The following is a 13,287-nucleotide window of genomic DNA, read 5'->3' as shown; positions in this document are numbered from 1 at the left end:
TGAGTAATCGTCGAACGGGCGATGCTCTCTATCTCTTGGATCATACAATGCGAAGTCGGCGGGAGCAAGTTAGTTTGGCCAGTCTGGGAGGTTCAGTTTGAGTCTTCCGACTGGCGGGATTCTGCGAATCAAAACCGATTGTCGTGTCGGCCGAACCGATGAAGTGACCCGGAGGTCTGAGGTTGCTAGAATGAAGGGTCGCTTCGGGAGGGCTCAGACAGGAAGGATGTCGAGCAATCGATCGGAGCGTCGAACGAATTGCGTGTCCATGTCGAAGTTCGAAGGATTTGGGGGAGAGCGATCGATGTCCCTCCGCTTGGCGGAACGTTCCCGGTGGGTGGCCCCTTCGGCGACCATGGCGATGGCGGCCGAGGCGGCAAGGCTCAAGGCCACGGGGGTCGAGGTCTTCGACTTCTCGCTGGGAGAGCCCGATTTTCCAACGCCCGAGCACATCTGTCAGGCCGCCGAGCGGGCGATCCGAGACGGAAAGACCCACTACACCCCCGCCGCCGGAATTCCGGAGCTGAGGGCCGCGGTGGCTCGGCATTACGCAACATCGGTCGGGTTGCCGGTCGAACCGCAGCATGTCATCGTCTCCAACGGCGCGAAGCATTCCATTCATAACGCCTTGATGGCCCTGTGCGGTCCGGGGGATGAGGTCATCATCCCCAGCCCGTACTGGGTCAGCTATGCCGAGCTGGTCCGCCTGACCGGGGCCGAGCCGGTGATTCTGGAAACGACCGAGGAGGAGAGCTTCATCCTCTCTCCCGAACGCTTCCTCGCGGCCGTGACCCCGCGAACCAAGCTCTTGATGATCAACAGCCCGTCGAACCCGACCGGAGTGGTCTATCCGCGATCGGCCTTGGAGGCCCTGGCCGACGCGGTGCTCAAGACCGAGGTCGGCGTCATCTCCGACGAGATTTACGAGGAACTCCTCTACGGCGATGCCGAGGCCCATTGCTTCGCGGGCCTCCGGCCGGGACTGGCCGACCGAACGATCACCATCTCAGGGGTCAGCAAGACCTATGCCATGACCGGCTGGCGGATTGGGTGGGCGGTCGCTCCTCCGGCGGTGTCGAAGTTCATGGGGGCCCTGCAAAGCCAGGAGACAAGCAACCCCTGTTCGATCAGCCAGTGGGCGGCCCTGGAGGCGATCACCGGTCCGAAGGACGCCATCCGAGGGATGCTGGCCGAGTTCAGCAAGCGCCGGGATTACGTCATCGAGCGGATCAAGGGGTTGAAGGATGTCTCGTGCATCCCGCCGCAAGGGGCCTTCTATGCGTTCATGAACGTCGAACGCCACTTCGGCCGGACGCTCGGCGGCGAGCCGATCACCGACTCGACCAGCTTCTGCCAGGCGGCGTTGCGATCGGTCAACGTGGCGATGGTGATGGGCTCGGCCTTCGGAGCCGAGGGGTTCGCCCGCGTCTCGTTCGCCACGAGCATGGAAACGCTCGAACGCGGCTTCGATGCGCTCGGGCGGTTCGTGGAAGGGGGGTAACCGGCCACTGGGCCCCCCCCGATCGTGTTGTCTTTGGCATTGTCCCGGCCCGGAATTCGCTCCTACCTTTTTTTCCAAGAGGACAAGGGGAATTTCCGGGCTCCCGGCGGACGGTTTTTTGGGGGATCGAACTGGCATCTTGCCGCACGATTGCCGGTTCTTCTAGAATATCCCTCCTGAACCTCCGCCTGGCGACCCGCGGGAGAGGGCAGCCATGACCCGGTATCTTGTCGCAGGGATGTTGCTGCCGGTTTCGATGATGATCGCCTACCTGATTCTCCGCCGGCCGATCCGCGAGATCTGCGAGGAGATCGGGTTCGAAAAGGCTTGTCAGCGCTTCCGCCAGCAGCGCGAACGGCTCGAAGCGCGGTTCCTCACCGCCCTGGGCCGCATTGACCCCGAGGAACAGGAACACTGGGAGCTTGCCGACTGGCGCGACGAGATCGTCTGGGCCCGCGACCGATCGACCCGGACCCTCAACGCCCTGGTCGCCGTCCGGTTCGACCCTCCCCCCTTCACCGACCTGCCCTCCCCCTACGCCACCGCCCTGTTCGAGTACCGCGACGGCAACTGGTCCACCGACGGCCTCTGGTTCGACGACCTGAAGCCCGAGGAAGCCGTCGCCCTGCACCGCCAGCTTGAGCCGGTCATCGTCTCCCGCTACCGCCCGTCGCAGACCGGCGACGCGATGCTCTGAGAGATCCGGATCGTCCCTTGACCGGCATCGCGTGATCAAGTTGATTTCCCATTGTTGTGCCTGGATTTGGCCATCACAGTGGGAGAGCCTCCATGCGGTACGGAAACCCGTCGATCATCGCCGCGGCACTGCTGGCGATCGTCCCGCTCGCTCACGCGAACGCGGACGACGGAGATGAGAAGGTGATCACGATCATCGGCAGCCCCTCGCTGATCCCCGAGGGCAGCCGCTGCCTGATCCATCTGAAACCCGTTGCGAACCGCAAGGACACCGTGGCAACGACCTTCGAAGGGACGGTCGTCGAGGCTTCAGCCGGGGAAATCGTCCTGGCGGTGGCTCAGACCCGACGGGTCTCGACCGCGAACTCCCCCGGCGCGAAGATCCCCTTGGTAAATCGCCTGTTCCGAAATATTGGCATCGCCGCGACCACGCCGGGCGAGCCGCGCATCGTCACCATTGCTGCCGAGACGATCCAGTCGGTCCAATGCTTCGGCCTCCCCGAAGAATGAACCCGGAATCGCCAAGGAATCCGGGGGCGACGGGTGGCCGGGGCGAGAATTCCCCCCGCCCAAGCGACCCCGGCCGATGGTCGAGTCGGAGGGGCCGATCACTCGCGGATCTTGTTCTTCATGTCGGCGCGGAGCTGAATATAGCGCTCCAGGTCGAAATCGGCGCTGCGGCAGTGTTCGAGCAGGGGGCGTTCCAGCGCCTCGACCTGGGCGCAGGCGTCGGCGAGGCGATCGGCGACCTCGGCGGGGATGATGCAGACGCCGTGCTTGTCGGCGTGGATCAGGTCGCCAGGCTTGATCTCGACACCGGCGATCGTGACCGGCTTGCCGAAATCGACAAGCCGAACGTACGCATGACTCACGCACGGATTGAGGCCGAAGAGGTGGAAGCCGAGCCCCTCGACCTCATCCAGGTCGCGGGGGCAGCCGTCGGTGATGTGGCCGACGCAGCCGAGCTTCTGGTGGATCGTCGCGTTGACCTCGCCGAACTGAGCGCCAAGGCCGGGCTCGTCGTCGAGATCCTGACCGACCGCCACCTTCGGCCCCGGTTGGGCGGCGACGTAGCGGAGGTAATCGGCGTTCAGGTCGGGGCTCGGGTTCGGGTCGTGCGAGGCCTTCGTCTGCGAGGTGACGGCATAACCAACCATCACACCGAGGTTCGGCGTCAGGCTCCGGATGCGGTGCGGCAGGTAGCCGACGTGCCTCGGGCGGACGTTGAAGACCTCAATCGCGTTGGAGATCGTCGGCGTGTTGTAGGCTTTGAGCCGCTCGATGGCTTCGGGACTCAGGCAGGTGTAAGACATCGGGAAGACACTCCGTCGGGCCAGAGAATCGGCCGGGGTTCGGGTCGATTCCGGCAGTCTAGCACCGTGCCGAGGTCCAGACCAGCATCGGGCGGCCTGGGCGTTGCGAGCGCGCATCGGCAACAACCCAAACGGCACTCAGGAGCCCTCGTCCCCGAGCTCGGCGGGCGGTTCTCCCTCGCCTCGATTCCAGGGATCGCCGGGTCCGCTTCGCCAGGCGAAGCCGCCGAGGGGCAGATCCGCCAGGTCGAGCAAGGTCGGGTCAAGCTGCACGATCTCCCCCAGCGCGACGACTCGGGCGTCTTCCTCAAAAACGTGTTCCCCATCGAGAAATTGCCACGATTCGTCATCGGCGTCGTGCGTGACCAGCAGGACGGGGGTTTCGCCGTCGAGGACACGGTCGAGCGTAAACACCGCGGTGTCCGGGGGATCGGCGAAGGGCCATTGCGCGTCGGGAGTCATGTCCAGGGGCACCGGGTCAAGGGTTTCGGAAGAGGGATCACGCGCGGTCGGGATCATCGGGGCTGTTCGGAAGAACCGGGATCTCGACGATCCCCCCAGCAGTTCCGACTGGCCAACGCTGGACCTCAAGGCTACGATTCAACAGGAAGTTCATTCGCTCTTCACAGGGAATGAGTCTCGTGAACGCCGAAGCCATCAGTCCCGAGGAACAGATCCGTCGCGTCGCGCGGGTCTTTCTCTCGATGTCAAAACCTCCCGCAACGGGCGAGCCGCCCGTGTCTCGCCCCGACCTGCGGGGTCTGATCGAAATGCTTGAGCGGCACCTCGAAGGTGATTTGCCCCCCCTGCCCGCTCAACCCGGCCAGACGGCGCACGACTGACCGCTCGGGCCGCTCGCGCTCTTTTCCCCCCTCCGCGATCTCAAAACGGTCGTGGATCGCTCGGGCTCATCATCCCGAGCAGGATTCGGCCAGTTCCTTGAGCCGTCGAATCAAGGCCAGCGCGGCCGACGGATCGATCGCCGCAGGGTCAACCTCGCGCAACTCGTCGATCATCGGATCGGGGAGCGCCGCAAACAGACTCTCTGAGAAACCCCGACCGGTTTTCACCTTTCGAGGATCCGGGCCATCCCTCTCGGTGGGAGGGGTCCCAGGGGTCGTTTCGCCCCCTGAGCCGTCGAGCTGCTCGGTCCCGTGGTGCCGTTCCAGGTACGCGAGGATCGTCCGCGCCCGGTCCAGAACCGATCCCGGAACCCCCGCCAACCGGGCCACGTGGATGCCGTAGCTCTGGTCGGCGCCGCCGGGGACGATCCGGTGGAGAAACACCACCTCGCCGTCCCGCTCTCGGACCGCGACGTTGCAATTCCGCAACCTCGGGCGAGACTGCTCCAGATCGACCAGCTCGTGATAGTGCGTGGCAAAAAGGGTCCGGCAGCCGACCTCGTCGTGCAGGTGCTCGGCGATCGCCCAGGCCAGTGAGACGCCATCAAACGTGCTCGTCCCCCGGCCGATCTCGTCGAGAATCACCAGGGATTGCCCGGTCGCATTGTTGAGAATATTCGCCGTCTCGGTCATCTCGACCATGAAGGTACTTTGCCCCCGGCTCAGCTCATCGGTCGCCCCGACCCGCGCGAACACGCGATCGACAACCCCGAGCCTCGCCTGCTTCGCCGGCACAAAGCTCCCCATCTGGGCGAGAATGGCCATCAGAGCGATCTGGCGAATATAGGTACTCTTTCCCGCCATGTTCGGGCCGGTGAGGATGACCACCATGCCGTCGATCGGGCCGAGGGTTGCATCGTTCGGAACGAAGGCCCCCTGAGGCATCATCGCATCGAGCACCGGATGGCGGCCGTCGACGATGGTCAGGACCGGCTCGGAGACCATCTCGGGGCGGCAGTACCCCTGCCTCGAGGCCAGCTCGGCCAGGCCGCACAGCACATCGACGGTCGCCAGCACGACCCCGGCCTGGACGAGTCGGGGGGCCTCGGCCGCAACGCGGTCACGGAGCGTCACGAACAGCTCGTATTCGAGGTCCCGGGCCCGTTCCTCGGCGCGGAGGACGGTGTCCTCGTACTCCTTCAGCTCGGGGGTAATGTAGCGCTCGCCGTTCTTGATCGTCTGCTTGCGGACGTACTCGCTGGGAAGCGCTTTGCCGGCCGCCTGAGCGTGGGTGATCTCGATGTAGTAGCCGAAGACCTTGTTAAACCCGACCTTCAGGCCGTGAATGCCGGTCTTCTGCACCTGTTCGGCCTGGTAGCGGGCGATCCACGATTTCCCCCCTCGGGCGATCTCGCGCAGCTCGTCGAGGGTCGGGTGATAGCCTTGCCGGATCAGGCCCCCTTCCTTCAAGGCGAGCGGGGGCTCATCGACGAGGGCCTGTTCGATCCCGGATCGAATCTCGGGGCAGAGTTCGAGCGCCTGCTCCAGATCGTTCAGCAACGGAGCGCCCCGTTCGCTCAGGCGGGCCTTGATCCGGGGCAACAGGCCGAGCGTCTTCGCCAGGCAGGCGAGGTCTCGCGGCGAGGCCCGAAACGTCGCGGCCCGAGCGGCCAGGCGTTCCAGGTCGTGCGCGCGGTCGAGGGCCGCGCGCAAGTCGGCACGCAAGGCCGTGTCGGCCAGCAGTTCGGCCACGGCGGCGTGGCGTCGGGTGATGCCGTCGAGGTCGGTGAGCGGCGAGGTCATCCACTCGGCCAGCAACCGCGCTCCCATCGGCGTGCAGGTGCGGTCGATGACGGCCAGGAGCGAGCCGTCTCGCTTGGCGTCGCGGAGGGTTCGGGTCAGCTCCAGGCTGCGCCGGGTCGTCTCGTCGAGCAGCAGGGTGCTGCCCCGTCGGTAGGGGACGATCCGCGTCAGGTGCCCGAGGCTCGATTTCTGCGTGTCCTTCAGGTACGAGAGCAAGGCCCCGGCCGCCGAGACCTCGATCGCCTCGTCGTCGAGGCCGAAGCCCGAGAGCGTGGTGACGCCGAAATGCTCGAACAGGCGGCCTTTCGCCTCGCTCGGCTGAAAGTCCCACGAGGGGCGGCAGGTGATCGGTACCTGCGGGCTTTGCTGGCGGATCAGGCGGACCCAGGGCGCATCAAGGCTCGTTTCCGAAACGAGGACCTCGGCCGGATCGAGCCGGGCCATCTCGTCGAGCAGCTCCCGGCGCTGGACTTCACACAGCAAAAAACGGCCGGTCGACAGCTCGACCCACGCCAGCCCGAGCTTCCCTTTCACCTCGACGACGGCGGCCAGATAATTCGCGGCTTTCGGATCGAGCAAGGCGTCGTCGGTCAGGGTGCCGGGGGTGACGACACGGACGATCTCGCGCTTGACCAGTCCCTTGGCCTGTTTGGCGTCCTCGACCTGCTCGCAGACGGCCGCGCGGTGACCGGCCGCGACGATCTTCGCCAGGTACGACTCCAACGCCGGGTGCGGGAAGCCGGCCATCGGGATGGCGTCTGCCCCCTTGTCTCGGCTGGTCAGGGCAAGACCCAGCAAGGCCGAGGCCCGTTCGGCGTCCTCGCCGAACAGTTCGTAGAAGTCCCCCATGCGAAACAGGAGCAAGGCGTCGGGGTCGCGGGCTTTCAGCTCGCGATACTGTTGCATCATGGGGGTCGAGGCGGGGCCGCTCACGGCGATCCTCTCCGATCCGAAATCCGTTTCCGAAAAGGGTCCGAGCGAGGGCCGCCCCGATGGATTCCCCGGGGCAAGTGCGGGACGGGCGAGGCTCACGAAGGGGGCGGAATTAAAGGAGGTATCGGCGGCGGTGGCGGTTTCGGGATCGATCGACGTGGCGCACCCGCCGCGTTGTTGGCCTCGATCGCCGCTCGAACCGCCTCGATGGCGGCCGCTTCGTTCGGGTAAGGGTCCCAGGAGAAGCGGGCGATCAGACGAAACGACTCGGCAACCCAGGGCACCGCCTCGCAAGTCTCGACCTCTCCTTGATGCTCGTCCCGAACCTGCCGGCGAAAGAGAATCAACGCCAGCAAGGCGCTGGAGGAGAGGTGCTCGATTCCTGAAAGATTGACAACCACCCCCGATCCGGACGCGAGCCGCGCCGCCAGGCCCTGCAAGCCGTTCTTGAAGGCCGCAATCACCCCCGGTTCCACTAAAAACCGGGCGCGACAGCGAACCACGATGACTCCGCCTCCTGCATCGTGCTCGGTGAGCAAGGGCCCATCGAGCGGCGGGACGGAGTCTCCGGGAGAGGGAGACGAGGACGGGGGGCGCATGGCGGCCCTCCGGCGGTCAAAGTCCGAATCGGATCGAATCAGAACGAGTCGAGGGCCGACTGCTCGTCTTTGAAGATCGGGAACACCTGATCGAGCCGGGTAATCTTGAAGACCTCCAGCAGATCGGGGTGGATGCAGCAAAGCTTCATCGTCCCCTTGGCGGCACCGACCTTCTTCTTCAACTGGATGAGCTTGCCCAGCGCGGCGCTGGAAAGATACATCACGTTGTTGAAATTCAACAGGAGCCTCGAATGCCCCTGCTCGTCGACGAGGCTGTAAAGCTGATCGCCGACTTCCTGGATCACCTCGTCCGAGACGATCTTGTTGTCGGTGAAGCTGACCACGACCACGTCATCGATTGTCTCAAGCTGGAGTCGCTGGCGAGTACCTTGCGACATGGGGCGAACTCCTGGAGGCCAGTGGGCGGGTAGGGGTCTTTCGAATTTCGAGGGCCGGCGGTCCGGATCGCCAGCAATTCGTGTCGGTCAGGATGGGCCGATCGGATCATCATCACCATCGACCTTGCGGCCTCAATCTCGATGCCCGACTCCCGAATTTCCAATCTACCCGAACGAAGAACCTTATTACCATAGCATGGGATCGAATCAATTTCTCGGCCTCGGCGTGGCCAATTTGCTCGAACCGCCCGATCACGCCGCTGCCCTTCTCCCGTCCCGGAGCCTTTGCGCTGATGAACCTTGCGCGATTTGCCTGGATTCTTGCCCTCCTGCTCCCAATCTCCTTCGAAGCCGTCCGAGGCGACGAGGACTCACAGGACGCCAAAACAGACGCCGCCCAGCCTGCCGAGGCCCCGAAACCGGCCAAGGTGGTCGATTTCACCCTGAAGGGGTCGCTCGACGAGGCCCCTGCACCGCTCGGCCTCGACGGCTCGCCGCTCGAAACGAACCTCTCGACTCTGCTCGATCGCATGGCCAAAGCCGCGGCCGACGACGAGGTCAAGGGCCTCATCCTCCGCTTCCGCGATCTCGGCGTCGGCCCCGGCAAAGCCCACGAGCTGCGCCGGGCCATCGCCGAGTTTCAGGAGTCGGGCAAGCCGATCGTCGCCTTCCTCGAATCAGCCGGGAATGCCGATTACTGGGTCGCCTCGGCCGCCGACCGCATCGTCATGCCCGAAAGCGGCTCGTTGATGATCTCCGGCCTCTCGGCCGAGGTCACCTTTTATAAAGGCTTGTTCGACAAGCTCGGTGTCGAGCCCGACTACCTGCAGGTCGGCGAGTACAAAGGGGCCGCCGAACCCTACACCCGGACCGAGATGAGCCCCGAGTTCCGCGAGGAGTTGACCGAAGTCCTCACCGACGAGTTCGAGCTGCTCATCCAGGCGATCGCCGAGGGCCGCGATCTCGAACCCGATGCCGTCCGCGACCTCATCAACAACGGGCCTTACACCGCCACCAAGGCGCGTGAGGTCGGCCTCATTGACGACCTGGCCTATCCCGACCAGGTCGAATCGAATCTGGCCGAAAATCTCGGCGTCGAGGAACTCGACCTGCTCACCAAGTACGGTCAGCCCGAACCGGAAGATTATTCCGGCCTGAGCGGCTTCATGAAGCTCATGCAGGAGCTTTCGGGCGAGGGGAAGAAAGCGGCCAAGACCTCCGATCCGAAGATCGCCGTCATCTACGCCACCGGGGTCATCCAGTCGGGCAAGTCCTCTCCCGGCTCGCTCCTGGGCGAGGCCGTGATGGGTTCCGACACCATCATCGAGCAGATCCAGAAGGCCGAGGAGGATGATTCGGTCAAGGCCATCGTCCTTCGGGTCGATTCCCCCGGCGGCAGCGCCCTTGCCAGCGACCTGATGTGGCGGGCAATCGTCGAGGCCAAGAAGCCGATCGTCGCCAGCATGTCCGACACCGCCGCATCCGGCGGCTACTACATCAGCATGGGCTGCGACGCGATTTTCGCCGAGCCGGGCACCCTCACCGGGTCGATCGGCGTCGTCGGCGGCAAGTTCGCCCTCGGCGGCCTTCTGGAGAAAGTCGGCGTCTCGACCGAGACCGTCACCGTGGGGAAGAACGGCGGCCTCTTCTCCCCCTTCTCCCGCTTTAGCCCCGAGCAGGAAAAGGCCGTCCGGGCGATGATGGAAGACACCTACCGCCAGTTCGTCTCGAAGGCCGCCGACGGCCGCGACACCGAGTACGAGGCCCTCAACAAACTGGCCGGCGGCCGCATCTACTCGGGCCGGCGAGCGAAGGACCTCGGCCTCGTCGACGAGCTGGGCACCCTCGACGACGCCATCGCACACGCCAAGCAACTGGCCAATCTTGACCCCGACCAGAAGGTCGAACGGCTCGCCCTTCCCGAGCCGAAATCCATCTTCGAGTCCCTCTCCGAGAGTCTCGATGGCCTGGGCATCCAGGCTCCTCAGATCCGGCTCGAATCCGCCCTGCCCGAACCGATCCGCGGCATGGCCGTTCGTGCCGAGCAGTTCCGCCGCCTCGTCGAACGAGAGCCGGCCGTCTTGATCCTGCCCTTTGAGGTCAGAATCAAATAACCCCACGTTTCTCCCGTGGCCCAGAGCCCTGGACACCGGTTCTCAACACGGTGTCCAGGGACCGTTCCCAACGATCTGATAGACTCGATTGGTCAGAATTCCCGGGAGCACTCCGATGCCCATCGAGCGAGCCAACGACCCGAGAGCCTTTCAGGCGTTCTTGCAGGAAAAGCTCGACGAGGACTCCGACAGCCTCTTGCTGGAAGATTATCTCGACCTCTGGCATTACGAAAATCAGGACGAGGTCGAGCGGAAGGCGACCCTTGAGGCAATCCGCGAAGGACTCGCCGACGTCGAGGCCGGCCGTACCCGACCCGCCCGCGAAGCCCTGGCCGAACTGCGGCGGAAGCATCAGCCCCAAGGGCCGCAATGAGCTTCTGTGTCGAGTTGTCCGACCGAGCATATGCCGACCTCGACCGACTCGCCGCTTCGCTTTCCGAGCGTTCCCAGGCGCGGGTGATCGCTTCCTCGCTTGCTTCGAGGCTGCCCTCCCTCGCCTCGAAACACTCCCCTTGACCTGTGGGCTGGCATTCGAGAACCGGGAGTCCCCCGAGGAACTCCGTCATCTCCTCTTCGGATTCCGCAAAGGTCGCCGATATCGCGCCCTGTTCATCATGCGAGGTGCAACCGTCAAGGTTCTCTGCGTTCGTGCTCCAGGTGAGAAACCCGTTGACCTGACTGACCTCATCCCGGAATGATCGCGTCGGGGTGACGACTCAGCCACCCGAACCGAGCCTCATTCCAGGTCCGACGGTACGGTGCGGGCCACCTTCTTTCGATTCACTCCTCCTGGTAATCCCCCCTGCGTGTTCCTTGGTTCGTATCGAGCTTCGCGCCGACCTGCTGCTCGGCGGCCTCGCTCCGATCGGGGTCCTCTGGGGGAGGCGATTTCGGCTCGGCCGAGGCTTCAGAAAATCCGAGCCAGTACCAGACGGGCATCAGGCCAAACCCCAGCAGCAGACAGAACGTGAGCCAGGTCGGCCGATGCGGCCACCAGGTCGGCGGAGGGCTGCCACAGATCAAGGAACCGATCCCCACGAGCATCGAGAAAATCGAGAGCGCCGCGGCGATCACCGCACCAATGCCTCGGTACAATCGCAGCCGATCCTCGCGGGCACTGCCGCCGTTCTGTTCGGCGATCGGTCCCCAGAAGCCCGGAGGTCGGGTGCGTCGGTAAAACTCGCCGAGGCATGTCGCGTCTTCCGGCCCCAGGTACAGCGCCGTGCCGATCCCAACGCCCGAAGCCAGCAGCGCCATCAGAAGCATCCGAACCGCCTCGATCCAGACCGCCTGATCCGGGTCATCGGTTTGAATGAGCAACAGCAACGGCATGGCCAGGACAAGCGAGGCGATCGTGGCGGCGATCTCTCCCCAGGCATTGATCCGCCACCAGATCCATCGAAGCAACAGCAACGGCCCAATCCCGGCACCGAGCAAAAGGCTGGCCTGCCAGGCATCCCGGATCGAGGGCATCTGGGTCATGATGACCAGCGCGATGAGCAAGATCGCCACATTTGAGCCCCGGGCCACCCAGACCAGCTCCCTCGGCTCCGGATCGCGCTGAAAGAGGCGACGGCTGAGGAACCGCTTGTACAGATCGTTCGTCCAGTACGACGACCCCCAGTTCAGGTGCGTATCCACCGTCGAGGCCAGGGCGGCGAGCATCCCGGTGAGCATCAGGCCGAGCAGGCCCAAAGGGAGCATTTGTTTAAAGCCTTCGACATAGGCAAATTCGCGTTCTTCCTTGATCCGATCCCGAACAAGGCGTTCGTTCTCCAAAGTTTCCGCCGTGGCCTCCTTCGGCTCGGCACCAGGAACCGGCTCGGCGGGAGCACCGGCCGCAACGGCGGCGGCGGCGTTCGCCTCGACCTCGACACGGTCGGCCCCGCCGGGGCCCAGATCGGTCGGCAAAATCAACATCAGCCCGAGGCCGATCGGCAGCCAGAGCAGGCTGCGGAGGAAGACCTGGACCGTCGTCAGGGTCAGGGCCGCGATCCGGGCGTCTCTCGGTGATCGGCAAGCCATGGCGCGCTGGGCGAGATAGCCGGTGCCATCGGCATTGATCTGAAAGAACCATTGAGTCGCATAAACCGCCAGCAAGGCGAAACTGATCTCGCGAGCCCTGGAAGGCGTGAACGCCAGGATTTCACCGGCCGAGATTCCTCCCGGCCCGAAGCCTTCCCCGAACTTCTCCTGAATCCCCGCCTGGATTGCCCCCAGGCCGCCGACCTCTCGAATCACCATGAACGCAAACGCCGCGGTGGCGACCAGCGCCAGGGCAAGCTGCACGGCGTCGGTCGCAACCACGCTCCGCAATCCCCCCGTGGCCGAATAGGAAAGGGTGACGAGCAAGATTGCCAAAATCGACAGCAAATTATTCGCCGATCGAACGAACAGCTCCGGATCGCCCGGATGAAGCGTGCTTAAATCCAGTTGCATCCACTCGACCAGCCCGACCACCGGATGGAACAGAAACGCCGGAAGCCACTCGTTCCAGGTCAGAAACGGCTCGGCAATCCGGGTCGAGGCCAGCAACACCATCGCCAGCACCGTGCAGTTGAAGACGGTGCCGAAGTAGATGGCCTTGAACCCTCTCAAGGCGGCAGCGGGTTTTTTCCCGTAGCGCAGCTCGGTCAGCTCGGCATCGGTAATCACCCCGGCCCGCTGCCAGCTTCCGGCCAGAATGAACCCGAGCACCAGAAACGCAACCCCATAAATCCACAACCGCCAGAGCGAGAAAATCCCCGAAACCGCGATCATCCCCGCCACCAGCAGCGGCGTATCGGCCGCAAACTGCGTGGCCGCCATGCTCAGGCCCGCCTTCCAGCCGGGCAAGGTCCGCCCGGCCAGGAAATACTCTTCCACATTCTTCGACGCGACCGACTTCGACTTGATGCCGTTGCGAACCGCGTAAACAATAAACAGAATGATAATTGAATAGTCAATCCAGTGGACTGATCCGGTCCCTTGCATGATGATCGGCTCCGGCGATGCTCGAACGACCACCGAGCGGCAGTGATCGCTTGCCCTCTCAAGCGGCTCGAACTCAGCTCGAGGCCGCGGCGGTTCTCGGTGTCCCAACGCTCAC

Annotated in this window: 12 protein-coding genes; 6 read left to right on the top strand and 6 right to left on the bottom strand. The window is 64.4% G+C overall.

Going from position 1 to position 13,287, the window contains the following annotated elements:
• Positions 1-304: 304 nt before the first annotated feature.
• From GA615_RS24495 to GA615_RS24485, 3 genes are all read left to right on the top strand, one after another.
• Positions 305-1,501 (top strand): pyridoxal phosphate-dependent aminotransferase, encoded by a 1,197-nt coding sequence (locus GA615_RS24495; protein ID WP_152053973.1) that lies wholly within the window; start codon positions 305-307, stop codon positions 1,499-1,501.
• Between the two features lie 214 nt (positions 1,502-1,715).
• Positions 1,716-2,198 carry a hypothetical protein gene (locus GA615_RS24490; RefSeq protein WP_152053972.1) on the top strand — a complete coding sequence of 161 codons (483 nt, stop codon included), beginning with the start codon at positions 1,716-1,718 and terminating at the stop codon, positions 2,196-2,198.
• A gap of 92 nt (positions 2,199-2,290) precedes the next feature.
• On the top strand, positions 2,291-2,707 hold the full coding sequence (locus GA615_RS24485) for a hypothetical protein (RefSeq protein WP_152053971.1): 417 nt from the start codon (positions 2,291-2,293) through the stop codon (positions 2,705-2,707).
• A gap of 98 nt (positions 2,708-2,805) precedes the next feature.
• Here the strand turns inward: GA615_RS24485 and GA615_RS24480 are convergent, their stop codons facing one another.
• On the bottom strand, positions 2,806-3,510 hold the full coding sequence (locus tag GA615_RS24480) for an RraA family protein (RefSeq protein ID WP_152053970.1): 705 nt from the start codon (positions 3,508-3,510) through the stop codon (positions 2,806-2,808).
• A 138-nt stretch (positions 3,511-3,648) separates the two neighbouring features.
• Positions 3,649-4,029, bottom strand: a complete 381-nt coding sequence (locus GA615_RS24475; RefSeq protein ID WP_235905665.1) for a hypothetical protein — start codon at positions 4,027-4,029, stop codon at positions 3,649-3,651.
• 122 nt (positions 4,030-4,151) lie between these two features.
• Between GA615_RS24475 and GA615_RS24470 the strand changes: the two genes are divergently transcribed.
• Positions 4,152-4,352 carry a hypothetical protein gene (locus GA615_RS24470; protein WP_152053969.1) on the top strand — a complete coding sequence of 67 codons (201 nt, stop codon included), beginning with the start codon at positions 4,152-4,154 and terminating at the stop codon, positions 4,350-4,352.
• Positions 4,353-4,421: 69 nt separating this feature from the next.
• On the opposite strand, the gene mutS is transcribed toward GA615_RS24470, so the two are convergent.
• The 3 genes from mutS to GA615_RS24455 form a co-directional block, all read right to left on the bottom strand.
• Positions 4,422-7,088, bottom strand: a complete 2,667-nt coding sequence (gene mutS / locus GA615_RS24465; RefSeq protein WP_152053968.1) for a DNA mismatch repair protein MutS — start codon at positions 7,086-7,088, stop codon at positions 4,422-4,424.
• Positions 7,089-7,183: 95 nt separating this feature from the next.
• On the bottom strand, positions 7,184-7,687 hold the full coding sequence (locus GA615_RS24460; protein ID WP_152053967.1) for a hypothetical protein: 504 nt from the start codon (positions 7,685-7,687) through the stop codon (positions 7,184-7,186).
• Positions 7,688-7,725: 38 nt separating this feature from the next.
• Complete coding sequence (locus GA615_RS24455) at positions 7,726-8,085, bottom strand: STAS domain-containing protein (protein ID WP_152053966.1); 360 nt, start codon at positions 8,083-8,085, stop codon at positions 7,726-7,728.
• Between the two features lie 293 nt (positions 8,086-8,378).
• On the opposite strand from GA615_RS24455, the gene sppA reads away from it, so the two are divergent.
• Together sppA and GA615_RS24445 are read left to right on the top strand one after the other, a co-directional pair.
• On the top strand, positions 8,379-10,199 hold the full coding sequence (gene sppA, locus GA615_RS24450; protein ID WP_161602534.1) for a signal peptide peptidase SppA: 1,821 nt from the start codon (positions 8,379-8,381) through the stop codon (positions 10,197-10,199).
• Between the two features lie 115 nt (positions 10,200-10,314).
• Entirely contained in the window at positions 10,315-10,572 is a 258-nt protein-coding gene (locus GA615_RS24445; protein WP_152053964.1) for a hypothetical protein, read from the top strand.
• A 407-nt stretch (positions 10,573-10,979) separates the two neighbouring features.
• Here GA615_RS24445 and GA615_RS24435 read toward each other — a convergent pair whose 3' ends face one another.
• The gene (locus tag GA615_RS24435; RefSeq protein WP_152053962.1) at positions 10,980-13,172 is read right to left on the bottom strand and encodes a sodium:solute symporter family transporter; all 2,193 of its coding nucleotides are present in this window, start codon (positions 13,170-13,172) and stop codon (positions 10,980-10,982) included.
• Positions 13,173-13,287 lie beyond the last annotated feature (115 nt).

The organism is Tautonia marina, from assembly GCF_009177065.1.
Taxonomy (GTDB): domain Bacteria; phylum Planctomycetota; class Planctomycetia; order Isosphaerales; family Isosphaeraceae; genus Tautonia; species Tautonia marina.
This window is presented reverse-complemented; position numbering and strand designations above follow the sequence as displayed.